Origin of the sequence: Streptomyces sp. NPDC047982 (assembly GCF_043204165.1) — a bacterium.
In the GTDB taxonomy this organism is placed as follows: domain Bacteria; phylum Actinomycetota; class Actinomycetes; order Streptomycetales; family Streptomycetaceae; genus Streptomyces.
Window position 1 is genome coordinate 107,158 of the sequence record NZ_JBIDBS010000003.1, and the last position, 26,421, is coordinate 133,578.

General features: G+C 71.7%; 9 protein-coding genes. 5 read left to right on the forward strand and 4 right to left on the reverse strand.

The annotated features are described in order from the left end of the window. Nucleotide 1 precedes the first annotated feature (1 nt). Nucleotides 2–793: a M23 family metallopeptidase gene (locus ACGF2V_RS04285; RefSeq protein WP_362708777.1), complete on the forward strand. Its 792-nt coding sequence runs from the start codon at nucleotides 2–4 to the stop codon at nucleotides 791–793. Nucleotides 794–1,127: 334 nt separating this feature from the next. Here the strand turns inward: ACGF2V_RS04285 and ACGF2V_RS04290 are convergent, their stop codons facing one another. After that, nucleotides 1,128–1,409 (reverse strand): HPr family phosphocarrier protein, encoded by a 282-nt coding sequence (locus tag ACGF2V_RS04290; RefSeq protein ID WP_362617912.1) that lies wholly within the window; start codon nucleotides 1,407–1,409, stop codon nucleotides 1,128–1,130. Between the two features lie 173 nt (nucleotides 1,410–1,582). Here ACGF2V_RS04290 and ACGF2V_RS04295 point away from each other — a divergent pair, with 173 nt between their 5' ends. From ACGF2V_RS04295 to ACGF2V_RS04310, 4 genes are all read left to right on the forward strand, one after another. Beyond that, the gene (locus ACGF2V_RS04295) at nucleotides 1,583–4,501 is read left to right on the forward strand and encodes a GNAT family N-acetyltransferase (protein ID WP_362708780.1); all 2,919 of its coding nucleotides are present in this window, start codon (nucleotides 1,583–1,585) and stop codon (nucleotides 4,499–4,501) included. Nucleotides 4,502–4,643: 142 nt separating this feature from the next. After that, nucleotides 4,644–5,240, forward strand: coding sequence for a DUF5998 family protein (locus tag ACGF2V_RS04300; RefSeq protein WP_362617908.1), 597 nt, complete (start codon nucleotides 4,644–4,646; stop codon nucleotides 5,238–5,240). Next, the gene (locus ACGF2V_RS04305) at nucleotides 5,240–6,427 is read left to right on the forward strand and encodes a nucleotide pyrophosphatase/phosphodiesterase family protein (RefSeq protein WP_362617906.1); all 1,188 of its coding nucleotides are present in this window, start codon (nucleotides 5,240–5,242) and stop codon (nucleotides 6,425–6,427) included. Before ACGF2V_RS04300 ends, ACGF2V_RS04305 begins: the two co-directional genes overlap by 1 nt. 58 nt (nucleotides 6,428–6,485) lie before the next feature. Next, a complete protein-coding gene (locus tag ACGF2V_RS04310; RefSeq protein ID WP_362708783.1) occupies nucleotides 6,486–7,136 on the forward strand; it encodes a thymidine kinase in 651 nt (216 codons plus the stop codon). Between the two features lie 77 nt (nucleotides 7,137–7,213). On the opposite strand, the gene ACGF2V_RS04315 is transcribed toward ACGF2V_RS04310, so the two are convergent. The 3 genes from ACGF2V_RS04315 to ACGF2V_RS04325 all read right to left on the reverse strand — a co-directional run bounded on the left by ACGF2V_RS04315 (nucleotide 7,214) and on the right by ACGF2V_RS04325 (nucleotide 26,391). Next, nucleotides 7,214–7,342 (reverse strand): hypothetical protein, encoded by a 129-nt coding sequence (locus tag ACGF2V_RS04315; RefSeq protein WP_362617900.1) that lies wholly within the window; start codon nucleotides 7,340–7,342, stop codon nucleotides 7,214–7,216. A 247-nt stretch (nucleotides 7,343–7,589) separates the two neighbouring features. Continuing rightward, on the reverse strand, nucleotides 7,590–9,278 hold the full coding sequence (locus ACGF2V_RS04320; RefSeq protein ID WP_362708786.1) for a hypothetical protein: 1,689 nt from the start codon (nucleotides 9,276–9,278) through the stop codon (nucleotides 7,590–7,592). Between the two features lie 355 nt (nucleotides 9,279–9,633). Then, entirely contained in the window at nucleotides 9,634–26,391 is a 16,758-nt protein-coding gene (locus ACGF2V_RS04325) for a glycosyltransferase (protein ID WP_392910726.1), read from the reverse strand. Nucleotides 26,392–26,421: the final 30 nt, after the last annotated feature.

Sequence of the window (26,421 nt, forward strand, 5' to 3'; positions counted from 1 at the left end):
CATGGCGTTCACCCGTGCCACCGGGAAGCACCGTGCCCCCGGCCGACCGACGCGCCGCAGCGCGATGATCGCCGGCGTCGCGGCGCTGGCCACCACCGGCGTCGTCGCAGGCGCCGCCTCCCCGGCCCTCGCCGCGGACACCAAGACACCCGCGGTCGGTGAGACCGGCCTGCACCAGGTCATCGCGATCCAGGACGCCATCGCCGACCGGGTCGAAGCCCAGGCCGACGCGCAGCAGCACCGGGCCGACCTCGTGGCCGAGGCGAAGGCGGCGGCTCAGCGGAAGGCCGCGGCCGAGAAGCGCGCCGAGGCCGAGGCGAAGCGCGCCGCCGAGGCGCGGGCCGAGAAGGCGCGTGCCGCCCGCGCCGCCGAGCGCACCCGCCTGGGTCTCTTCCAGCTCCCGGTCGCCGGTTCCTACGTCACCACCGGCTACAAGTCCAGCGGTTCGCTCTGGTCCTCCGGCAGCCACTCGGGCATCGACTTCCACGCGGCGTCCGGCAGCTCCGTCGTCGCCGTCGGTGCCGGTACGGTCGTCGAGGCGGGCTGGGGCGGCGCGTACGGCAACAACGTCGTGCTGCGCATGACGGACGGCACGTACACGCAGTACGGGCACCTCTCGTCGATCGGTGTCCGTGTCGGCCAGAGTGTCGGCGCGGGCCAGCAGATCGGTCTCTCCGGCTCGACCGGCAACTCCACCGGGCCGCACCTCCACTTCGAGGCCCGGACCACTCCCTTCTACGGATCCGACATGAACCCCGTCGCGTATCTGCGCGCCCACGGCGTCTCCGTCTGACCGACGGCCGGCCCCCGAACCGCACCTACGGCCCCGGCAGCACGGCGGGGAGGATCTTCGCCCGCCGGACGGCCGGTTCCACGACCCGTCGGCGCAGGCGTCCGGCAGCCTCGCGCCGATCGTGACGCCGACCCGGCTCCGGCTCGGGACGGAGAACGGGTCCGGTCCGCAGAAAGACCGACCGGAGAAGGGGGCGAGAGGGGAAGGGCCGGAAAAGGGCCGGGCCCGGCAGAGGTGCCCGGGCCGGAGAATGCAAAGAGCCGCGGTGCCGGTGGGCGGCATCGCGGCTCTGTGGCGGGACTCGGTCCCGCGGGCCCGGAACCCGGGACGGGGCTCAGACGGTCTCCGGGAGTTCGTCGAGACCCTCCGCCACCAGCTTCGCCAGGCGGTCGAGGGCGGCCTCGGCGTCGTCCGCCTCGGACGCGAGCACGATCTCCTCGCCGCCCTCCGCGCCGAGACCGAGCACCGCGAGCATGGATGCGGCGTTCACCGGGGTGCCGTCGGCCTTGGAGACCGTCACGGGGATGCCGGAAGCCGTGGCGGCACGGACGAATATGGAAGCGGGGCGGGCGTGCAGGCCCTCGGCCCAGCCGACGTTGACGCGGCGCTCAGCCATGGTTCTGCCCTTCATGAATCACTAGTTGTCTAGACCATTCTCTCATGCGGTGCGCGGTGCTCCGGCCGACCCGCGCCACACCCACGAGCGGTGCCGCAACGCCGTTCGGCCCCCCTCAGACTGCCCCGGCCCCGGGAGCTACGCGAGTGGTGGGCGAGCCGTAGTCTGTGCCCATGCAGTCCTCGCCGGAGCAGAGTCCGCATCACGCCTATCCCGACCACTGGGAAGCGGACGTGGTCCTCCGGGACGGAGGCACTGCGCGGATCAGGCCCATCACCACGGACGACGCCGAACGCCTGGTCAGTTTCTACGAGCAGGTCTCCGACGAGTCGAAGTACTACCGCTTCTTCGCCCCGTACCCCCGGCTGTCCGCCAAGGATGTGTACCACTTCACCCACCACGATTACGTCGACCGGGTGGGGCTCGCGGTCACGGTCGGCGGCGAGTTCATCGCGACCGTCCGCTACGACCGGATCGACGGACAGGGCAGGCCCGCCTCCGCGCCCGCGGACGAGGCCGAGGTCGCCTTCCTGGTCCAGGACGCGCACCAGGGCCGGGGCGTGGCGTCGGCGCTGCTGGAGCACATCGCCGCCGTGGCCCGCGAGCGCGGCATCCGCCGCTTCGCCGCCGAGGTGCTCCCCGCCAACACGAAAATGATCAAGGTGTTCCGGGACGCCGGCTACACCCAGCAGCGGAGTTTCGAGGAAGGCTCCGTCCACCTCACCCTGAACCTCGAACCGACGGCCGAGTCCCTCGCCGTCCAGCGCGGCCGTGAACAGCGGGCCGAGGCGCGCTCCGTGCAACGGCTGCTCGCCCCCGGATCCGTGGCCGTCATCGGCGTCGGCCGGGCGCCCGGTGGTGTCGGCCGCACGGTCCTGCGCAACGTCCTCGCAGCCGGTTTCACCGGCCGTACGTATGCCGTGAATCGTTCCTTCGCCGCCGACCAGGGCGCCATCGACGGCGTCCCCGCCCGCCGCTCGGTCGGCGAAATCGGCGAACCGGTGGACCTCGCGGTCGTCGCCGTCCCCGCCGAACGCGTACCGGAGGCGGTGGCCGACTGCGGCGAGCACGGCGTCCAGGGCCTCGTCGTCCTCTCCGCCGGATACGCCGAGTGGGGCGCCGAGGGCAGGGACCGGCAGCGCGAACTGGTCCGTCAGGCGCGCTCGTACGGGATGCGGATCATCGGCCCGAACGCCTTCGGCGTCATCAACAACGCCGAGGCCGTCCGGCTGAACGCCTCTCTCGCACCCGAGCCTCCCCAGCGCGGACGCATCGGGCTGTTCACCCAGTCGGGGGCGATCGGCATCGCCCTGCTCTCCCGGCTCTACCGGCAGGGCGCCGGGCTCTCCACCTTCATCTCCGCGGGCAACCGGGCCGACATCTCGGGCAACGACTTCCTGCAGTACTGGTACGAGGACCCGGACACCGACGTCGCCCTGCTGTACCTCGAATCGTTCGGCAACCCGCGCAAGTTCATGCGGCTCGCCCGGCGCACCGCGGCCGCGAAGCCCGTGGTCGTGGTGAAGGGGGCCCGGCACAGCGGCTCCACCCCGCCCGGCCACGCCGTGCCCGTCAGCCGGATCCCGGACGCGACGGTCTCCGCCCTCATGCGGCAGGCGGGCGTGATCCGCGTCGACACGGTGACGGAGATGGTCGACGTGGCCCTCCTCCTCGCGGACCAGCCGCTCCCGGCGGGCCCCCGGGTCGCGATCCTCGGCAACTCCGAGTCGCTCGGGCTGCTCACGTACGACGCCTGCCTGACCGAGGGGCTGCGCCCGCGACTGCCCCTCGACCTCACCACCGCCGCGACGCCGCAGGACTTCCGCGACGCCCTGACCGAGGCCCTCGCCGACGAGGACTGCGACTCGGTGATCGTCACGGCGATCCCCTGGGTGGGCGAGGACGGCGAGGCGGAGAACGGCGGCGGGGAGGTGCTGGCGACCGCCCTGCGCGCCGCCGCGGCCACCGGTCCCGCCAAGCCGGTGGCCGTCGTCCACGTGGAGATCGGCGGGCTGGCGGAGGCCCTCGCCGTGGCCAGCGGCACGGTCGCGCCGCCACGCACGGCCAAGCCGTCCTCCACGACCGGGGAACCCGCGACCGCTCAGCCGGCGACCGCCTCCGCGCACGCCGGGACCGCCCACGCCGGGGCCCCGGACGCCCGGGACGGTCAGCACGCCCGGGCCACCCCGGAGGGACCCGGAACGGACGGCCGCGCGGGCCGGATCCCCGCCTACCCCGCCGCCGAACGGGCCGTACGCGCCCTGGCCGAGTCGGTGCGGTACGCGCAATGGCGACGGCAGGCCGCTGTACCCGGCAAGGTGCCCGAGTTCCTCGACGACACCACCGACGAGTCCGGGGCCGCCGCGCTGATCGAACCCCTCCTCGGCCCGGACCCCGACCCTCGCGGCAGACAGCTCACGCCCGACGAGGCGTGCGAGCTCCTCGGCCGCTACGGCATCGCCGTGCGGCCGACGCTGCCCGCCCCCGACCCGGAGGCCGCCGTCGCCGCGGCGGCGCGGCTCGGTTATCCCGTGGCGCTCAAGACCACCGCGCACCATCTGCGTCACCGGGCCGATCTCGGTGGCGTGCGGCTGGACCTCGCGGGCGAGGACGCGCTGCGCCGCGCGTACGGCGAACTGACCGACCTGCTCGGCAGGCCCGCCGAACTCCGGCCCGTCGTCCAGGCCATGGCCCCGCGCGGCGTCGACACCGTCGTACGGGCCACGATCGACCCGGCGGCGGGCGCCGTCCTGTCCTTCGGGCTCGCGGGAGCGCCCTCCGAACTCCTCGGCGACACCGCCCACCGACTGGTTCCGGCCACCGACCGCGATGCCGCCGAGCTGATCCGGTCCATTCGGGCGGCCCCCGTGCTGTTCGGCTGGCGGGGCGCGGCACCCGTGGACACCGCGGCGCTCGAAGAACTGCTGCTGAGGGTGTCCCGGCTGGTCGACGACCACCCCGAGGTGGTCTCCGTCGCCCTGGAACCGGTCGTGGTCGCCCCCCATGGGCTGAGCGTTCTCGGCGCGAGCGTCCGGCTCTCACCGCCGCCGCCCCGCACCGACCTCGGTCCCCGCCGCCTCCCCAACTACTGAGCCGGACAACCGCCGACGGGGCCCGGACCGGGCCCGCACCGCTCCGGCCGCCGGGTGCCCCCGAGAGCGCGGACCGCCGTCCCCGGTCCGCGCCGCCGCACGACGTCCCCGGCAGTCATCCGCCCCCCGTAGGATGGTGCCCATGGCTAAGACCGGTACGACGACCCAGGGGCTGCGCGCGGCGATCGAGCGCAGTGGCTACTACCCGGCCCTCGTGGCCGAGGCGGTGGAAGCCGCCGTGGGCGGTGAGCCCGTCGCCTCGTACCTCGTCCACCAGGAGACCACCTTCGACTCCAACGAGGTGCGCCGCCACGTCACGGTCCTGGTCCTCACGGGCACCCGTTTCATCGTCAGCCACACCGACGAGCAGAACGCGGACACCACGTCCCCGTCGCCGTACGCCACCACCTCCACGGAATCGGTCAAGCTCGACCGCATCTCGTCGGTCGTGGTCAGCCGGGTCGTGGCCGACCCCGAGAAGTACGTGCCGGGTACGCTGCCGCGCGAGGTCGTCCTCACCATCGGCTGGGGAGCGGTCTCCCGCATCGATCTGGAACCGGCCGCCTGCGGCGACCCCAACTGCGAGGCCGACCACGGCTACACCGGCAACTCCACCGCCGACGACCTGAGCCTGCGGGTCAGCGAGGCCGGTGACGGCCCGGACACCGTGCGCCAGACGCTCGCCTTCGCACAGTCCCTCTCCGAGGCCACGGCCGCGACCGCGGCGACCGGCCGCTGATGGCCCAGCCGGCCTGGCAGGACCCCGTTCTGCTCGACATCGCCACCGCTCCCGTCCCCGAGTACGGCAGCGGCTCGCTCGGCGATCTGCTGCCCACGCTCGTGGCGGGGCAGGGCGTGCCCGGATTCACCGCGACGATCCCCGAACTCGCCCCGGCCGACCGGAACTGCGTGTTCCTGATCGACGGCCTGGGCTGGGAGCAGGTCAGGGCGCACCCCGAGGAGGCACCGTTCCTGCACTCGCTGCTCGCCACCTCGCGCGGTGGCACCGGCCGACCGGTCACAGCGGGTTTCCCGGCCACCACGGCTACGTCGCTGGCCTCGGTCGGCACCGGACGCCCGCCGGGGGAGCACGGCCTGCCCGGCTACACCGTGCGTGATCCGGCGACCGGCGAGCTGATGAACCAGCTCCGCTGGCAGCCCTGGACCCCGCCCGCCGTCTGGCAGCCGCACCCCACCGTCTTCGCGCTCGCCGACGCCGCGGGCGTGCACACGGCCCAGGTCTCCGCACCGGCCTTCGAGCGGACCCCGCTCACCCAGGTCGCGCTCAGCGGCGGCACGTTCCTCGGCCGGCTGACCGGTGAGGAGCGGATGGACGTCGCCGCCGAACGCCTCGCCGCGGGCGACCGGTCGCTCGTCTACACGTACTACAGCGAGGTCGACGCCAACGGCCACCGCTTCGGTGTCGACTCCGACGCCTGGCGCGGACAGCTCATGCACGTGGACAGCCTGGCCCGGCGCCTGGCCGAACAGCTCCCGCCCCGCTCGGCGCTGTACATCACCGCCGATCACGGCATGATCGACATCCCCTTCGACGAGCGGTCCCGCATCGACTTCGACGAGGACTGGGAACTGCGCGCCGGCGTCGCGCTGCTCGGTGGTGAGGGGCGGGCCCGGCACGTGTACGCCGTCCCCGGCGCCGAGAACGATGTCCTGGCCGTCTGGCGCGAAGTGCTCGGCGAGCAGTTCTGGGTGGCGAGCCGGGACGAGGCGATCGAGGCCGGCTGGTTCGGCCCGACGATCGACGAACGCGTCCACGGCAGGATCGGCGACGTCGTCGCGGCGGCCCACGACGATGTGGTGATCACCGCCTCGGTCAATGAACCGCACGAGTCCGCGATGGTCGGCATGCACGGCTCGATGACCCCCGCCGAGCAGCTCGTCCCGCTGCTCGAAGTACGCTCGTAACCGTTTTTTTCCCACCTGCCACCGCTTCTCCTCCCGCCCGAAAGGTGCTCAGCCCCTCATGCCCGAGCTTGTGTTCTTCTCCGGAACGATGGACTGCGGAAAGAGCACACTGGCGCTTCAGATCGCGCACAACCGGTCGGCGAGGGGGCTGCAGGGTCTGAACTTCACTCGGGACGACCGCGCGGGGGAGGGGAAGCTCTCCTCACGGCTCGGGCTGGTGACCGAGGCGGTCGAGGCGGTGGCGGGCATGGATCTGTATGCCTATGTCGTCGACCGGGTGTCGCAGGGCGGCAGGGTCGACTACGTGATCGTGGACGAGGCGCAGTTCCTGGAGCCGGAGCAGATCGATCAATTGGCGCGGGTCGTGGACGACCTGGGCCTGGATGTCTTCTCCTTCGGGATCACCACTGACTTCCGCACCGAGCTCTTCCCCGGCTCGCGGCGGCTGATCGAGCTGGCGGACCGAGTGGAGACGCTTCAGGTGGAAGCGATGTGCTGGTGCGGGGCGCGTGCTACGCACAATGCCCGCACGGTGGGCGGCGAGATGGTGGTGGAAGGTGAGCAGGTCGTGGTCGGTGACGTGAGCAGCCCCGCTGCGGACGTCGGCTACGAGGTGTTGTGCCGGCGTCACCATCGTCGCCGTATGACGAGCGGTTCTGTCCGTGCCGGCGCGCTCTCACCGGACGTCCTGCCAGTGGGTTCCGACTGAGGTTCAACGGCCCTTGGGCCGACGCCGGTACCGGGAGTGCTCGTGCACCATGGCCAGGTGGACCTCGGAGGCGTTCTTCAGCAGGCCCTCGACGACGTGCCGGCGCCGTAGCGGATGGCATTGGTGACCAACGCGAACATCGTGCCGCCAGGGGAGTTGAACGTGCCGGCCTCGGCGCTGGTGTCGTACGCGCGCGTCCACGTCATGCAGACCTGCCGCCCGCGAGCTGTCCGGCGTTGCGCCGGACCGGGCGGTGGCCGGACCTCTGATCGGCGTCTGCGACGGCAACCTCCCGGGCCCGGTGACCCCCCGGTCATGCCTTCGACAGGGGGGACACAGTCATGCCGGGCCCGGAGGACAGCGGTCCTCTTGCAGGACCGCGAAGAACATGACGGGGACCGGTCGGCCGGCCGGTGACGCAGCCGGATTCCCAGTGGGCTCCGAGCCGGTTTTTCAGCCGGTGCAGGTCACCTTCAGCGCGGATATCGCGTGGTGCTCGTAGTTGTTGTCCTCGCCCCGGTCGTGCAGTCGCACGGAGAGCTTCTTGGCGTCGACGGAGAAGGTGCCCGGCACGTTGTACCAGGTGCCGCGACGCTCCTGCTGGCGGACGTAGTAGGAGCCGACGAGGTTGCTGGTCCTGGGCAGGAAGCGGTCGTACACGGTGTAGTAGCTCGGGTTGCCACCGACCCGCGCGATGTCGGAACTCCCGGGCACATGGACGGAGATGCTGCACTTCCTGGCGGTGGCGGGCAGGTCGAACAGCCAGGTCGCCGATCCGCCCGAGTCCTTGGAGGAACTGCCGGACATCGGCATGGAAAGGTACTTCCCCGCGCAGCCGTACCCACCGAAGCCGCCGCTGTGGGTGGCCCAGCCCTCCTTGCCGTCGCTGTAGTACCCCGACTTCTGGAAGCGCTGGGTGGGGCACTCCGGTCCCGACACGCCGCTGTACACCACGGCGGGTGCCGACTTGGGCGCCGAACCGGCCGAGGGGGCCTTGGTGGGAGTGTCCGAGCCCGCGCCGGCGGGGGCCTTGTCGCCGGAACCGCTCTTCGCCGTCTTGTCGGCCGAACCCGTGGTGCCCTTGCCGCCCTTGGTCGCCTCCTCGGTCGACCCGTCCGCGGGCTTTTGCCCGTCCCCGGTGTCCGCGCGTACGTCACCGACGGGGCCCTTGTCACCCCGGGCCGGGCCACCACCCGGCTTGTCGCCACCGACGGCCCGTTTGCCCTCGGGGCTGTCGGGGTCGGTGCCCGGTACGTAGCCGCCGGCCCGACCGTCCTCCTTCCATGCCGCCGCCGCTTCGCTGTTCACGGGCTTGGCCTCGTCCTTCTGGGCGCCCGCCACCACGAACGGGGTCGCGAGGAGCAGCGCACCGGCGAAGGCGGCCGCGACCACCATCGGGCGCGACACCCGGCCGGGGCGCTCCGGGGCACCGCCGTCGCCCGCCACGGCATCGCCGGGAGGGCTGGACGAAGCCGCGGCGGACACGGCGGCCGTGGTGGTGGCCCGCCCGGCCGCGACGGCCGCCGCGCTGGAACCGGCCATCGCGGCAGCGGCAGCCGGCTCCGTAGCGGTCCTCTCGGAAGCGGTCTCCTCGGAAGCTGCCTCCTTTGACGCGGAGCGCCCCCCTGCGGGCGTGGGTTCCGCGGCGGCCGTCGCGGACGACGACGTGCTCGCCCCGGTCGTCCTCCCGGCGGTGCTCTCCGCGACGCCCGACGAGGCCGCGGAGGCAGTGCCCGCAGCAGTGGTGGTGGCGGTGGTGGCCACCACCGGGGTCGTTCCGGCCGTCGGCGCAGCCTCTTCCCGGGCAACCGCCGAGTCCTCACCGCCCGGTTGTCCCTCGGTCCCGGAAGCGGTCCTGCCGATGGAGACCCCGGCCGCGTGCACCACCGCCGGGGTCCGGGCCGCGGGTTCCCCGGCCTCTGGGCCGGACTTCGACGAGGTCGGTGTCCGCGCGCCGCCGCCGTCCTTGCCGCCCGTGACCGAAGTGCCCCCGCCCTCCGTCACCGTGCGGGACGAGAGCGCGGACGGAGCGCCTATGCTCCCGGGAACCGCGTCCTGCGAACTGTCCGGAGCCGTTCCGCCCGAGGCCCCGCTCCGGCCGTTACCGGACTCACTCTCCTCGCTGGACCGCTCTCGCTTCACAGGTCGCCCCTCTTTCCCTGTCATTGATTCTCTTCATTCTCTTCGTTTGCTGATGAGAGCACTCGGTGCCCGCCCCTGCCAGGCGATGTGACGGCCCGTCGCATGCGCTCGTAACCCCGTTCTCGCCCGTCAGCCAGTCCATGGCGTCGTGCACGTGACTTCCCTGGCGCTGGAACCGCGGGAACTCGCCGCGTACGTGGTTCATCACCCCGAACGCATCACGCAGGTGGACATTGAGCACCTGGAGCAAGGGGTATCGGCCCCGAGGACGCCGGGCCCCGACAACTTTATGGCCTCCCGGGGCGCCCAGTCCTGCGGGGTGTACGACGCGTGGCCCAGCGTCCGGCCGTCAATGTCACGCATCACCTGGATGCCTCGCAGACCTGGCCGAAGGAGACCTGACGTCCGTCCGTGGAGTTGGGGTGGGGCCCCCGAGCCCGTGGTACATCCGCATGACCTCGGGCGAGAACGGCTTCCCGTACACCAGCCCGGTGAAGACCTCCGCCACGAACTCGCGGGGGTTGCCGGCGGCGTAGGCGCTCACCCCAAGGGCGAGAGCCTGATGGGGTACGGCGTCGCCGTCCTGCCCGCTGCGGCCGGTGAACTGCGTGAATGCCAGATCGTGGTACTGGGCGCGGGCGTTGACGTAGTGCAGGAAGTGGCCCAGTTCATGCACCATCGTGCCGACGCCGGAGGGGTCGAGCTCGGTCGAGAGGTAGCGGTACCGATTGCCCGCGAGCTTGTTGGTCAACGGATTGCCGACGATATCGGGCGAAGCGATCACCGCGTTGGGTGCGAGGTACTCGGCGCGCTGTAGCCGGCCCCCGCTCCGCTCGGCGACGAGGTCGTCGTGGACTTCCAGGAACCGGCCGTACTTGGGCAGGTGCAGTTCGACATCGGGAACGTGGAAGCCGGCCTCCTGCACTGTGATCACGGCCTTGCGGAAGTTGTCGATCCGAGCGTCGCGGAGGCTGTCCGTGGGGTCCCCGTGGACGGTGACCTGCGTGCCGTGGACGTCCTCGACCACCGGCGTCAGGTTTCCGAGGTGGGAGCCGGTGTCGAGTGCCTCGTCCTGGTCGGCCCGGTCGAGGTAGGAGGTGAGTTCCGGGTAGAGCGTGGAGCGGGTCAGGTCGTTGAGGGCGCTGTCCATCAGCTCCCGCACACGATCGGCGGACACACCCGCGTCGACGGCCACCCCACCGGTCGCCGCCTGATCCCGCTTGGCCGCCAACTGCTGGCGCGAGAGCTCATCGGCAGCATCGAGCGCACCGTCCGACAAAGCGCCGTGGGGGGTGCGGTCGCCAGTGAAGATGTCGTGCGTGGTGTTGTTCGCCGGATCGACCCGATCCGGCAACCGCCGGCCCGCGAAGTCGCTCACATCAGGATGGATACGGGCGTACCGGTCGAGGAGTTGTGCCTGGTGCGCCCGCTCGGCGATGCGCTGCTGCAGAGTGGCCCACTCGGACCGGACATGTGCGGTGAGGCGGTCGACCGCCTCGGCACGGTCGCTGGGGCCGTTCTTGCCGGACCTCCACGCTTCCACGGCATCGAGGATGGCCTCCAACTGACGCTGGTTGGTGCCATGGGCGCCGGGCAGTTGCCGGCCGCCGTTCGCCCACTCGTGGACAGCCGTATCGATGCGCCGCAGAGCGTGGGAGCGCCGCGCCCGCGGCAGCGTCGACAGAGCCAGCCAACTGTCGATGATCTCGCTGTCCCCGGCCCCGCGGCCATCGGTCGGGAGCGTGCTCGGCGTTTCCGTCGTCGGAGCGTCAGCGGGGGTACCGGGGGAGCGTGACGTGGGCCAGCGGTCAAGGGCCGGGTCGGTGGTGGGGCGGTGGTCGCGCTGGACTGCGGGGTTCTCGTCCGGGGCGGTGAGGGGGTGGTCGTGGAAGACGGTGCTGAGGTCGACGGTGTCCTCGATGGCGGCCAGATAGCGCTCCGGCAGCGGCGCCAGGCGCGCGGTGTCGGCCATCAAGCCATCGGTGTGGACGGCCACGCTGTCCGCGTTCCGGCGGAAGAGGAAGTCCCGGTCCCGGTACTCGTCGGGCAGGCCCAGGTAGTGCAAGACCTCGTGGATCACCACCGGCAGGTACCTGTGGTCCTCGGTGGACGGCCCGAGGTTCCAGTGCCGCTGGTCGGAACGACCGGGGTTGTCGGACCGGCTCACGATCACATGCTCGGGGTGATCGTCGTCATGGACCAGTCGAAGCTCGACGTTGAACTGATCACCGGAGCGCGGAAGCGCGTAGCCGACTGCATTGAAGTGCTCGTCCAGCGCGCCCTGGACGCCTGCCCGAAGGCCGGCCAGATCCTGCTCGGACAAGCCACTGCCGGCCAGGCGGACGGGGAGCGTCACGACATGGTCGCGCACCCATGTGCCGTTGGGGGCCTCGATACGGGAGACCTCGGCGCGCATCAGGGTCTGCGAGCCGGCCAGCGTGCCGGGAACGCGGTGGCGGCTCATGGCGTCGACGGCCGGGTCGAACCTCTCGACATGCAGACGCCCGACATGCCCCGTCGGCACCCCCTTCCGACGCTCCACCCAGGTCGAGGGGGCGGCGGGGAAGGGCACCTGGCGAGCCGGACGACTCGGCACCCGGGCATCTGACGGACTATCGGGAACATGAGGCGGCGCCATGCTGACCGAAGCCGAGAAGTCCTCGGTCTTGGTCGGTTGGTCTTCCCGGGGTCGCTGCGAACCCTCCGCGAAGGCGATCTCCGCGGTCGCACGGAAGGACTCCCCCGACGGGGGTGAAAGCGACGGCACCACGTCGCCGCCCTCCGGCGCGCGAGAGGTCGGCCAGCGGTCGGCCTCGTGAGGCGCCGGTGGCGCGGGCTTCGTCTGCCTGGCCTGCGGGCCGCTCTGCGCCAGGTCGTCGGACATCACCTGCTCCACACCGTGCCGCGCAGCGGAGTTGAGGGTTTCGAAGATCATGTCCGAGAACGCGGTGGTGGACGATACCGGTTCCCCCTGCGTGTCGGGGACGAAGTCCGGGCCGGTTTCGAGTTCGGTGGGCTCGCTCGCGGTCACCCACCGGCCCTGGCGCCCGGTCGTCCGGTCCTGGAGAAGGGCCAGCACTCCGGTTGCCGCGCCAGCGGCGGCCCCGGCCCGCGGTCCCACGTGGCCGACCGCGACATCGGGGGCGTACCAGCGGCGTCCGGGCACCGCCCGTGCCGCGTCCCGCACGACGCTTCCACCGTCCGTGGAGCGGACGCTCGCCGTGTCACACGCCACGAGCACCACCGGAGCCGGAGGCCGGCCCGGATCACTCAGGGAATCCATGAAACGCGCGAACTGCGCACCATCCACCTCAAGCGGAAGGTCGCCGGCGATGTGGAGCTTGACGCCGTCCTGGGAGCCGTGCGCGTCGAAGAAGACCGGTTCGGGTGTCCGCCGCCCGGCCGGGGCGTTCGTGCCGGTGCGCCAGGGAACCGTGCGGGGCGACGCTTCGTCCTCGGCCACGGGGACGAACTTGCCGTCGTCCGTCGTCCGGTAGACCTTGAAGGACGTCTCGTCGGCGCGGTACTTCGTGTAGAAGTCGTTGCGTGGGCCCCAGTCCTGGTCGCTGTGCGAGGCATATCCGATGACTTCGCCCGTGGCGTCCCGGATCGTGCGGAGGTTCTGGCGTGCCTGCGCGAAGGAGACCTTTCGGCCGTCGTTGCCGACGAGTTCGTCCTTCGGTGTGCCGTTGCCTTGTTCCAGTTGTTGTGGTGCGGGGTCGAGGCCGCTCAGCAGGGTTCCGTTGTTGGGTAGCAGTGCTGTGTCCGTACCGGATCTTCCGCTGCCCCATCGTATGGAGCCCTTGATCGTTCTGACGGTGTCGCCGAGGCGCTTGGCCAGTGTTTTGCCGGGGGCGGGTGCGGGCGTGCTCTGGGGGGTTTCCTGGTTCTCGCTCTCGTCGGTCAGCCAGTCCAGGCGGGTCCAGTCTTCCCATTCGGCTGCCCGGACACGGAACTCGGCGGGCGGCCCGAACCTGATGTTCGGGGCCTGCGTGGTGTCGAGGGACTTGATGTGCTCGTTGAACTGCCGCAGGAGGAATATCGGACCGGTGCTGGCGCCCACGTTCTTCGACTTTATGGCGAGCTCGAGGACGCCTCTGGCGTAGGCGTCCTTGTTGTTGATGTCCGGCAGATTGTCCAGGACCTGCTTCATGAAGCGGCTTCGGGGGTGCGTGACGATGAACTGGTTCCCGAAGCGGCCTTCCTGGTAAGCGACTTCGGCGGCCTGGTAGACATGGTCCGCGGTCACGGGTGCGTTCTCTTCGAGTCCGAGCAGTTTCCGTACGCTCTTGGGGTCGCGAAGCATGGGACCGAACATCGGCAGGGTGTCGTCGCCCTTGGGCATCGTCACGCCCTCGGGACGCAGTACCACCTCTCCCGGGCCCAGGTCCACATCGAGATACACCCCGCCGTGCTTGTGGAGGAGGGCGTATCTGGCGATGTCGGAGGCCATCGCGAAGCTGTTCTCGTTGCGCGCGGCCTCGTACAGTTTGGACACCTTGGAGGGCAGCTTCTCCCCGCCGGTGGTCTTGTCCTTTTTGAACAGGTCCTCGACCCGGCCCTGGTGAACGGTGCCGGAATCCGCCAGGTCCGTGAGGAACTCCTTGTTGTTGCGCCGGCCGCCCTGGTCCGTCCAGATCGTCAGCTTCCACTGTGCTTCTCGTGCCTTGGCCGCCCATGTCCGGAGGTTGGCGCGTGCACCGTCCGTCAGTTCGCCGCCCAGCCAGACGAAATTGAGTTCCTTGGGAACCACGGCCGACGGACCGAGACCGGCGCCCACGTAGTGGACCGGACCGGCAGGAGGCGCATCGCCGGCCGAAGCGGTCGCGGTGCTCCGGGACGAAACCGTCTCGGCCGGCAACTGCGTGATCTCCGACTCGGCGTTGAGCAGCAGGTCGTCCGTCACGAGAGGGACGGCGGGCCGGTAACGGTCGTCCGCCACGTGCAGCACCACGCCCGACCGCGTGTTGCCTTCCGCGCCCGTTCCAGGAGCACCGAATGTCAGATGGTTCAGGTCCGACAGGACCACGGTCACCGGGACCCCGAGCACACGGGCCGCGAGCAGCGCCGCCAGGTCGCCCGCGGAGTGGTTCCAGCCGGTGTCCTTGCGGTCGCCGATGCGCCCGTCGCCGGACCGCAGCAGTGTCGTACGGGCCAGTTCCAGACGCTGGTCGGGGGTCAGTGCGGCGGCCACCGTGTCCGGGAGGCGCCCGCGCGAGTCGACGTGTTCGGCGGTCTGCGCCGCGCTGAGCGCGATTCCCGCGTCGGTCAGCTCCTGCGGGGTGAACCGCTCTTGCGGATCGATGGCGAGGAACTCCGCGAGTTCGTCGCGGTCCGCCATCAGGCGATCGGCGAGTCGCTGCCTCAAGTGCTGGACATCAGCGGCGGAAAGGCTTCTGCCCCGCGCGTGGAGCCCCAGCTCGGCGAGAAGCCCCGGATGGGCGCGCTCGACCGCGTCCAGGAGGGACCGGTGGAAACTCGTACCGGCATCGAGGCGCGCGGGTCCGATGGAGGGCGGCTCCACGAGGTGGAGGACGCGGCCGTCCGGCGTCTTCAGGGCGACCGGCCTGCCCTCGGTGTCCTTGCCCTCGGCGATGTACGGGTCGGGGACGGAGGTCGCGTCGGCCGGACGGACGTAGCCCTCCGGTTCCGGCGCGGGGTGCCAGGGGGTGACGACGCGGGGGACGCTTCCTTCGGGCCGTGGTTCCAGAACCCGGCGCGTGGAGGCGTCCACCGATTCGAAGTTCCGCTGCACCAGAGCGAGTTCGCGGTAGTCGGCCGTCAACTGTGCGACCGCCCGGTCATACGCCGACCGCGCGTCCCGCAGCTCGGCGTCGACCGCGTCGAACCGCCCCGCGACCACCTCCCGGTCCGGTGTCTTGCGCGCTCGGGCCTCCCGGAGCTGGGCGGCCTCCACGGTGTGCCGGGCGGCCCGTACGGCCTCCAGCGACGACCGGTAGGCGGCGTCCGCGACCCGCAGACGCTGCGCCCAGCCCGCAGCCTTGGTCTGCTCCCGGCGTACGGCGTCCGTGTCCGACAGCGGTCCGGCGTCGCCCAGCCAGAACTCCGTTCGGGCGAGGACGTCCTGCCGTGTGACCGGGTGCGGCAGTCCGGCGGGCCCGGCGGCCGGGCCCGCGTGGCGCACCGGGGCTTCGAGGGCTCCGAGGACTTCGGTGAGCGGGGGGTAGCCGGCGACCGTGACGGGAACCTCCTCGGCGGCCGCGGCCGCGGCCGGCTCGCTCCAGGTGACCGGCGGTGTCCCGGAGGGACGGGGGCCGCTGATCGTGTAGTGCTCGACCGCCTTCCAGGCGGCCTCGGAGGCACCGGCGAGGTGCTGCTCGACGGTCGCGAGGTCGCGGCGATGGTTGACCAGGTCCTGCTGGGCTTCGGCGTACCGGGAGCGGGCCGTGGCGAGCCGCTCCCGCGCCGTGGCCACGTCCGTGCCGGTGGGAGCCGGCGTCTCCAGGAGGCGCCGGAGCTCCGTCCGGAGGGAGGAGGCATCGCCGTCGAGTGCGCGCAGGCGCCGCTCGGCCGTCTCGACCTTCTCGGCGGCGTCGGTGTACTTCTTGGTCTGCTCCTTGACGATGGCCGCGGCGGCCTCGACCTCGGGTGGCAGCAGTCCGTGCTCCCGGGCGACGTCGAAGGACACCCACATCGTCACCCCGTCCTGCACCGTGTGCTCGACGGTGACCGGCGGCCGGGACCCGGACCTGAGGACCGACAAGACGACCGGAAGGTCCGCGATGCGGTGCGATGCCTTCGCCGTCTGGAGTATGCGCAAGGGTGCCTGGACGAGTACGGCGCCGCCGGCGAAGGGCTTGAGCGTGCTCAGCGCGGAGGTCCGGCGGTCGGCGGCACCGCCCGCCGCGTCGGAGTCCGCCCAGCCGGGCACGGCGGCCGTGGTCTGGATGAGGGGCTGTGTCTGGAAGCCCGGTCCGGCGGTCATTGCCGGCATGTGCGTTTCGGTCGTGTCACCCGTGTAGGTGTCGTTGTCCATGGTCCGCCGGCTGCCGCCGAGTCCCGCTTGCGGGTCGACCGCCAGCAGACGGGCCCCGGACAGATCGATGTCCGCGGAGATCCGCAGGGTCGCGTCCGACCCGCCGATCGTCGAGGTGGTGTCGTGCAGTGTGACGGTCAGGCTGTCGCGGACCATCTGCGGCAGGTAGGCGCTCAGCACATCGGTGCTGATGGCTCCGTTGAGGGCTTCACCGGCTGCGGTGCCGGGCCGCGTCAGCATCGTCCTGCGCACATAACGGCCGTTGCCGTCCGCGGGCATGGCCGTCGCGGTGTCGCTCGTGGCGCCGCGTCCCTTGACGGCGAGGTCGACGGCGTACGCCGCGGCGTCCCGGAGGACGGTGATGCCGCCCACAGTGGTGACGACGACGCTCTCCGGACCGGCCGCGAACAGCTTCCTGCCCGCCGCGTTGCGCTCCCGCAGTGCCACGGCCTGCTGCTGGTCCGGGGGAAGCAGCACCGGGCGTGCGGCTTGCCGGGGTGTACGTGCCACCGACGGTCCGGTCCGCGGTTCGGCGGTCCGGGGTTCGGCGGTCCGAGGTCGGGAGAGGCTGAGGGGCAGCACCACCTCGGCGTCGCCGACGGCGTACGTGTCCCTCACCACTGTCCCGTCGGGCAGCTCAAGGGTGAAAGTGACGTCGAACCTCGTTCGACCGGTCAGCACGGGCCCCTCGAAGGCGACTTGGGCGCTGACGGCGTCGGTGACCGCGTGTGCCAGGGAGGACGAGCGGGTGGAGCCGATCCGGTCGTCGAGGGTGAAGCCGCCGCTCTTGAGCCCCGGTTGGCCCAGGACGGTGGGCAGCTCGCCGAGCCGGTAACCGGCCTCGTATCCGCGCGCCAGCTTCTCCGTGACCGTCTCCGCCGTGGACGTGGGCCGGGTGATCGTGGGCTTCACGTCGTGGCGCAGCGCACCGGCGGTGAAACCGGACCGTTCCAGGGTCACTGTGAGACTGGCGTCCTTGGCAGGCCCGATCTTGTTCCGGGCCAGCCGCAGGGAGGTGCCGCCGTTCTCCATGCCCGTCTGGAGAGCGCGCATACCGGACGGCGACAAAGTGGTCATCTGCCGCGCCAGGCCCCCGAGCTGGTCGGCCAGCAGACTGCTGGGCCCGAGCCAGCTCTTGTGCTGGGGCAGGGTTTCCAACAGGCGGTTGGTGAAAGCGCTGATCGCCGGTGCCATGTCGAGGCGGCCGACCGTGAGCGTGGCATGAGCGGCCGCATCGACGGCGGTGTAGAGCTGCGGGGGCGGCGCAGCGGTGAGACCGTCGTCGAAGAGCCCGGCCTTCCTTGCCTCGGCGAGCGGCAACCACACGAGCAGACCGTCGGGGATCTCCACGATCCGGCCCTGGGGCGGCCGTCCACGCATCAGCTCCATGGGCGCCTGGAGCAGACCGGACGGCTGGGAGCGGGCCGCGAGGTGCCAGGCCACATCGGCGCTGACCAGGACCATCGGTCCGGTGTACTGAACTGTGTGGGCCGGGTTCGCCGAGAAGGTCTCGGCGGTGGTCGCCGTGCTCGTGCGCTGATACGGCGACGCGGTGAGACCGTAGGTGCCGGCGGTCTGGAACGCGTCGGTGTGCTTGGCCCGGAAGGCGAGCAGGGACGAGATGGTGTGACTGCGGACGTGGGCGACCGAGTGCCCCGCCCCACTGGTTCCGGAGCCGATGTTGGAGAGGGCCAGGTCTTTGGAGTCGACGACGGCGAGCACGCGCGTCCCGCGCACCTGAGGCCAGGCGCTCACCGACGCGGTGATGTCGGTGACGGCCGTCCGCCCGAACAGGTCGCTGACGTGCTTGCCCGTCTGCGCCGCGTCGCTGAAGTCTGCTTCGTTGCGGCCGACCGCGAACGCCTCGGCCAGGGCGCCGGATGCGGCGGTCCCGTCGGTCCCGTAGATCCAGGAGTTGCCGGAGACGGAGGCGAGCAGTTCCTTGAGGTGGTGCAGCACGACCTCGGGCGAGGTGACGCCCTGCACGGAGTGCAGGCCGTCGAAGAGTGCGTGGGGTCTCCAGTCAGCCGTGGAGACGGGTTTCCCGGAGGAGAGCAGTTCGGCCATGGCCCGGTCCATCGCCACGGGCACGGGTGCCGGGACGGTCTCCGGCCGGTTGACCGGCAGGACCGGGGGGACGGACAGCGACGCGGGTACGGCCAGGGTGACGCGGCCGGTGACGGGGGCCTGGGCGGCCTGTCCGTCGACCTGCCCGGAGGTCAGCACATCGACGCTCCCGGCGGCCTGCTTCACGAACCACCGGGTACTGAGCAGCTCGCCGGTCATGGTCCGTGCGATCTGGCGCGGCCGGGTGAAACTGGTGGCCTCCGCCGCGAAGGTCAGGTCGTACGACCACAGGTGCTGGGACCCGGAACTGGTGATGCCGCCGTCCGGGGTCAGCGTCGGACCGTACGTCATGCCGTAGGCGGTCTGCCTGCCGTACCGGTAGCCGATGCTGCCGGTGCCCCCGAGGCGCTCGATCCCGGTCAGTCCCACGTCGACGCCGACCGACCAGCCGTGCGTACGTGTGGTCGCGCTGTCCGCGCGGCGGGTCGACAGGACGTTGTTGGCCAGACCCAGGTCGTGATGGGTGCCCACGAACTGCCGATCCGTCGCCTGGGCCCGGACGGTGAGCACGACGTACCGCTTGTTGACGGAGTCGAGCTGCTCAAGCTGGATGCGCACTCCGGTGCTCGTGAGGCGGTCGAGCGAGCCCTCCAGCACCGTACGGGAGAGCGCCTGGCGCAGCAGATGGGTGTTGCGCACCGCGTTGTTGTACTTCCGGTCGCTGCCGCCGTTGCGGTCGCCGGTGGCCGCGGCGTCCGGCCGGGGCGCGAGCACCAGGTCGGGGTAGGCGTGGTGCAGGCCGGCCTGGATGCGGTCGACCAGCTGGTCCGTCAGGGACACCTGGGGTGGGACCGACCGGGGGTCGCCGGTCGCCACGAGGTCCAGTACCGCGTGCAGGCCGAACGTCGCCGGGTTCGACACCGACAGGTACGCGGGGGCGGGGGGCGCTTCGGCGCCCGGGACGGGCGCGGTGCCGTCGTCCCAGCCGGCCAGTCTACGGGCGTCGGCCCGCGGGAGCTGCACGGTGGCGGTGAGGAAGGCACCTGCCTCGTCCGGATCGTTCCGGCCGACCCGGCCGGTCCGTTCGGCCGGCACGGGCGATTCCCATACGCCGCCCTGCCTGCGCAGCTCCACCCGGAAGCGGACATCGTAGAGCCCCGAATGACCACGGCTGTTGAGCGTCCGCACGGACTCGGCCGTGTTGCCGCTGTAGCTGCTCTCCGCACGCTGGGTCGTCAGGCCGGCCGATCCCGCGACCTGGAGGTTCAGGGCGCCCGCGGGCTGGAGCAGCGCGACCTGAGGACCGGCGGAGATCCCGATCCCGGCGCCCTGGGTGTTCTTCTTCTCCGTGGTGGCGGTGGAGCGCTGGGCGTCGGCCTTCTTGACCTCGGTCTTGTCGGACGCCTGGAGCAGCGTGGCATCGACCGGGATCAGCCGGAGCTCGACGGAGCCCAGTGACCGGTTGCCCAGCCCTGCGAAGAGCGGGGCGCTGACCACCGTCTCCCCGGAGCTCTGCGCGATCATGGTGCGCAGGCTCTCCTCACCGAACAGATCGGCCAGTTGATGGCGCAGGAAGCTCCCGGGGGTCGCATCGGGAAAGTGCCTGAGTGCCCAGTCCAGCAGCCGGGTCTCCGTGGTGACGCTCAGCGGCGCGAGCAGGCGCGGCCGGGCGCCGGGCGCGAACGCGAACGCGGTGGGCAGCCGGTCCGGGATCGCCGGGTCGGTGACGCTGTCCGGGACCCGCCAGGTGACTCCGTCCCGGATGCGGTAGCGCCTCTGTTCGGCGGTGCCGGCCCGTTGCTGGTCCGCGCGCTGCTCACGGCCCTTCTTGTCCCAGACGTGCGAGGACTCGACGACGATGTGCAGGTCGCTCACATGCAGATGACTGCCGCCCTTACCGACCGCGGTCACACTGCTCTGGGCGCGGCTCTCCTGGGTGTACGTGTAGCCGGCCTCCATGCGCCGCGCGCTGAGGGACACCGACCCGAGCGCGCCGAAGCTACCCGCGGAGGGCCCGAGCGGGACCGCCACTCCGAAGGCGCGGGAGGTGCCCAGCGACTTGGTCTCCGTCGCTCCGGGGCGGGTGCGGAGTTCGGTCTCGATCTTGACGGGGGCGTCGGCGGCCTTGGTCCCGTCGGTCTTCGACTCGTCGGTCTTGGACGCGTCGGTCCCGGACGCGTCGGTCCTGGGCACCGCTGCCCGCGGCTCCTGCGCCTGCGGCGTGGTCGAACTGCCCTCGTTCTCGTTGCCGTCCTTGCTCGGTGCGGACTCGGCCACGTCGTCCGGGGTGGCCGGCGCCGATGGCTCGGCATGGCGACGCCAGTTCCCGTAGCTCTCCACCGCGAGGGAGATCTCCCGGTGGCCGCCGTCCACGGTCGGCAGGACGAAGGTGCGGGGGCTGAGCAGCGTATGCGGACTCTGGGTGAGCACACGCTTCAACTCGTCGAGCCCGTCGGGGCGCAGACGCCATTGCGTCGCGACGGAATCAGCCAGCAGGTCGACGCCCCGGATGGTGATCCGTCCGTGCCCGTGGCCCTTCATCGACTTCGGCAGCATCGCGTTGTCGTCGAACGTGACGAACCGACCGGACCCCTCCTGCAGGAGAGGACCCACACCGTGGCTCAGCAGCGGAGGGGCGAGGGCCGTCGTCTCCACCTTCACGCCGGGGTTCTCGATCCGGCGGAACACCTCGTCGCGGAGGGCCTCCTCGGTCGTCAGGTCCGGACGGTCGCGGCGTGCCCGGTACATCCGCTGCTCGTACTCGTCCGCCGAGAGGGCGCTCAGGGCCCTGTCGCGGGCCGAGGGCTGCCGCACGCCCGACGAGCCGGCCGGTGCGGAGCCGTCACCGCCAGGGCCGCCCGGCGGCTCCTCGTCCTTCGCCGGACCTTCGGAGTCCCTGGGGACGGAGGCCACGGAATCGGCGTCGTCGTCGCCCGACTTCCTGCCGGACGGTGCGTCCGCATCACGCTCGACCTGGTGACCGGCCTTGTCGCCGGACGTGAGACCGGACGTGTCATCGGTCTTCGGGCCGGAGGCGTCGTCGGATGTGAGAGCGACGTCGCTGTCCGGTCGGGATTCCGAGACGGTCCGCGTGTCGGCGAGGGACTGCGTGTCGTCCTCGGACCGTGTGCGCACCCGACGGGTGTCCGGAGACGGCAGGTCGTCCCGCTCCCGCGGGGGAAGGCTCTCACCGTCCTTCTCCCCGGACACCGACGCGTCGTCCAGCCGCCGCGGAGCCTCCATCAGCTGCTCGCCCGGCTGCACCGGAGCGCGCCGGTCCCGCTCGGAGCCGGCCGGCCGCGGGGTCCTACCCGAGTTGCCGGCACCCTCGTCGACGTTCGTGCGGGAGGCCGGATCGCGCGTGGTTGCCGACGGTGCTGCACTCGAGGGGCCCGACGTGCCCGTCGGATCCGGGTCCTGGACGTCCGTGCTCTTCTCCGGCGCGGCGTCGTCCCCCTTGGGGGCATCGGGCCCATCGCCGGGGGCGACCAGGTTCCGCAGGCGTTCCACCAGCGTGCGGGCGTCATGGGCGGCCTGTTCACGTATCTCTTCGGGCAGCTTGTCGAGCGAGCGGTCGATACGCCGGTCGAGGTCCCGCAGCCGATCCGGAGCACGCAGTTCCCGCTCCAGGCGCTCCTGCCCCTCACGCCTCAGCTCCGCCGTCTCCGCGTCGTAGCCGTCGAGGATCCGGTCGATGGCCTGCGGGTCGTCCGCCGCCTCGGCCAGCCTGTTCTGCCATGCGGCACGGCGCTCGGTGCTGCGCCGCGCCCCCTCGGGGTCGCCGTCCGCGATGGCCTTCAGACGACGGTCACGCTCCAGCTGCGCCATCCGGTCGAGCTGCTCCCGCTCGACAGCCTGCCTGGCCGTGTCGTCCTCGGCGTTCGCACGCCGGTCCTCCCACTGCTGCCGCTCCTCGCGCGACATCCCGGTGTCGTCCGCGCCCTCGCGCAGCCGGTCGAGCCGCTCCTCCAGAATCCGGTCGTTCTCCGCCCGGGAGTCGTCGGACAGGTCCCGGGCGGGCGTGCCGCCGCCGGGACCGTCCTGCGGCGGGGGCGGCGGTTGCGAGGACTCCTGCTGATTGCCGCCCTCACGCAGGGCGTCCAGCCTCGCCCGGAAGGACGCCAGTTCGGCTTGCCTGCCGAGGGTGACCGTACGGCGTTCGTACAGCGCGTCGAGGTCGCTTCCCCGCCCGGGCCCTTCGAACCGGCTCTTCCACGTGGCCAGCTCCCGCTCCGATGCTCCGAGATCCCGCAAGGTCGCGAGCCGTCGTGACGTCTCCAGTTCGGTGTCGTAGTCGGCCTGCACCCTGCGGAGATCCTCGGGGGTCGCCGCCTGCTCCCGGCGGTCCTCCCATTCGAGGAACCGCTCGCGGTCCATGCCCGCTTCTTCGGCGTCGGCCCGCCGGCTGTCGGCGAGTCGCTTCCGAAGCGCCTCGGGGCCGCTGTCAGCGCGTGCGCCCAGTTCGGACCCGAGGGCGCCGAGCCGGTTCTCGAACTCGTCCAGCAGCTGGGTCGTGCGACGCGGATCGCCGCCCAGGGCCGACTGCTCGATGTCGAGGGCATGGCGCAGCCACTCCGTACGGCGCATGCCCAGCTGAGCGGCCCGTGCCTCGTATCCGCCGTCCATATGACGCCGGAACTGCTGGAGGCGTTCACCGAGACCGTGCTCGGCGACGAGATCGCCGAGTTCCCTCAGACCGTCGGCGGCATCGGCGTGCCTGCCCGCCCGGACGTCGTCCCGGATGCGCTCGCTCAGCCGCTGCCGTGTCTCCCTGTCGACGCCCAACCGCCGCGCATCCGCCAGCAGGGCGTCGGTCTCCCGTTCCACGTCCTGGGCCAGCCTGCGCTGCTCGGTGGGGGCCAGGCCCTCGGGCACGACGGGCAGCCGCTCCAGCCGTATCAGGTCGTCGGTGACGCCGCCCAGTTCGTCGAGGCGCGCGATCAGCGCATCGACATCGCCGTCGTGGTGCACGTCGAAACCGTCGCGGAAGGGCAGTTCGTCCTGCGACTCCGTACGGAGGGGATTGGGCGGTTCATCCGTGGCCGCCCCCGTCCCGTCGCTCTCGCTTTCGGTCCGCTCCGTCTCCGCCCGGCTCCCGGCCGGGGACTCGGAGCCGGGCGGGGCATCGGGAACGTCCGGGAACACGAGGTCCGGCTCGTCCCCCGCGAAGGGCCCGCCACCGGGTTCGTTCCGCGGGACCTCGGGGAACAGCGTGTCGAGCCCGTCCGGGGACGGGGACGGGCCCGCGGGTGTCTGCTGACGCGATCCGCCGGGGGAGACGCCGGCCCCCGGGGCCGTGGACACGGTCGGTACGGGGCGCGGCGGCGCTGCGATGCCGCCCGCACCGTTGTACGGGAGGGCTCCGTCGCTGTTGAGGTCCCTCGTCGTCCCGTCGGTGCCCTCCTCCTCCAGGGCCGCGCGGTACTGCTCACGGAGTTCGTCCACCCGCGCGGGGCTGCCGAGGCCGTCCGAGTCGCCCTCACGCAGCTTTGCGATGCGTGCCGCCAGGTCGGAGTCCGTGGCGTCGGAGTTCTGCCGGTCCTTGAGCCGGTCCAGGCGCTCCTGAAGGCGATCGAGATCGGTCGCGGTCCGGTTTCCCGGCCCGGAGTCGTGGGACCGGTTGGACGATCCCACGCCCGAGCCGTCGTCGGACGTCCGCGGAAGGTCGTGGCGCGGTACCTCGGGCAGGTCCGCCAGGAGCCGCTCCGTTTCCGGCGACAGCACTGTGCCCGGCGTGGTGCCGGGTACGTCCGGCAGGCCCTCCAGGAGCGTGTTCACGTCCCGGAGATCCGGCGTCGCGTTCTCGTGCGCCTGGTCCGGGGAGGGCGGCGTCTCGGGTACGTCCGCAAGGCCGTTCAGCAGGAGGTCCAGCTCAGGCACCGAGTCCGGCGGTGCGACGGGTTCGGGCGTGCGGGAGTCGGTGGTCGAGTCGCCGGAGTTGTCCGCGGTGTGGGTGTCGTTCGCGCGGTCCGTGAAGTTGCCGTCGTTCGTGAAGCTCGTGGAGTTGGTGTTGTTCGTGAGGTTCGTGTCGCTCGAACTGGTGGCGAAGGAGGGGGCGGACGCCTCGGGCAGGTTGTACGGTGCGGCGTTCCCGTCGTCTTCGCTCGAGTACAGCGTCCGGCTGTCCGAGAAGTCGTCCGCGTCTGGGGAGTACAGGCTCTCGCTGTCCGGTGCGTTGTCGTCGCCGCTCCGCAGCGAGACGCTGTCCGAACCGGAGTCGGAGGCCGAATCGGTGAGCGTACGGTTGTCGGCGTCGTTCCGCGGGCCGGAACCGTCGCGCACCGTCGTGCTCGACTCGGTGGTCGGCCGGGGCGCGGTGGACGGTGGGGTGGGCGAGTCGGACGAGAAGACCGGAGGGCGCGGCGGCGGAGCGGCCGGGGGGCCCTGGACCGCGTGGTGCAGGGACTGGAAGCCGTGGGCCACTCCCCGGCCCATGATGCCGCCCGCCGCGCCCGCGGCCGCCGTCCAGCCGCTGACCGTGAACTTGTGCTCGGGCCCGAAGAGCAGGTTGTACATGCCCTCGGTGACCACGGCGTGACCCGATTCGCCGGCGATCTCGCCGACGAAGTTGCCGATCCGGAAGCCGAGGTTTCCTTCGATGTTCCTGCTGATGGTCTGTACGAACGAGCCGGGCAGGTCGTGCGAGAGGGCACGCACCCCGCCCTCCCCGAGGTCCTTCACGTACGGCTTGAGCGCGTCGTCCAGCGAATGGGTCAGCCCCTGCCAGTCGGCCTTGCCGCCCCAGTTCTTGACCAGCGCCTCACCGTATTCGCGGCCCAGGTTCCGGGCGGTCTCGTTGCCGAGTGAGTCCCCGAGGTTCTTCTCGAAGGCGTTCGCGAAGTCCTTGACGACCTCCCGGCCGACCGCACCGGCGGCCGCCCCCCTCGCGCCGTCCGCCCCCACATGGTTCAGGGACTCGTTGGTTCGGCCCATGATGTTGCCCAGGCGCTCGCCGAGCTTGCGGGCGGACTCCTCCGAGATCGTCTGGCCCGCGGCACCCGCTCCGGCCCTCGCGCCGGCTCCGGCCGCGCCGTCGCCCGCGGCGCCCGCGCCCTTGCCCGCGCCCGCCCCGGCGGCGCCCGCGCCCTTGCCCGCGGCACCGGCCCCCGCGCCACCGGCGCCCTTGCCGAGACTGCCCGCCCCCGCCCCGGCGGCCCCCGCGCCCTTGCCCGCGCCACCGGCCCCCGCGCCACCGGCGCCCTTGCCGAGACCGCCCGCGCCCGCACCGCCCGCGCCCTTGCCGAGACCGCCCGCGCCCGCACCGCCCGCGCCCTTGCCGAGACCGCCCGCGGCCTTGCCCGCACCGCCCGCGGCACCGCCCGCGCCCTTGCCGCCCCCGGCCAGCCCCTTGCCCAGCACGTTCCCCGCGTCATTGCCGAGGATCTTGCCCAGCCCCTTGCCGGTCAGGTTGCCGAGCAGCTTGCCGAGCCCGCCGCCCAGCAGCGCGAACGGCCCGCCGAGCGCACCGCCGATGGCGGCGAACTTCGCGGCGTCCGCGGTGAAGTCCTTGTTCCACTCCGTACGGTCACCGCGGCTGATCTGGGTGAGCTGGAGGATGGAGTCGAGCAGCAGGCCGCCGACGAGGCCGGTGATGGTCTGCATGATGATCTGGGCCAGCAGGAATTTGAGGATCAGCACGGCCATGGAGCGGAACGCGGCGATCGCGGCGGCCGCCCAGATCTCGGACAGCCCCGCGGTCACCGGCATCAGCGCCTGGGCCAGGGCTATCTGCACGACGAGCAGGGCCAGTTGGCCGAAGATCATCCACTTGGTGTACTCGATGTCGGCCGCGGTCTTGTGGGCGTTCTTCGACAGCTTGATGGCGTCCTCGTAGGCCCGTTCGAGGATGCTCTCGTTGCCGTTCGTCCTCTCGACGAACTGCCGCGCGTACGTCACGAACCGCGTCGCGGTCTCGCCCTCGAAGTCCTCGTCGACACGGGCGACGACCTGCCGCAGAAGCTCCTCCACCTCACGGAACTTCTCGGCCATCTGGCGATACTCGTCACTGACCACCCGCAGGGTGTCCTCGTTCGCCTGCGGGAAGGGCATGCCGGTCAGAGTCTTGAGGAGGGTCGCCCA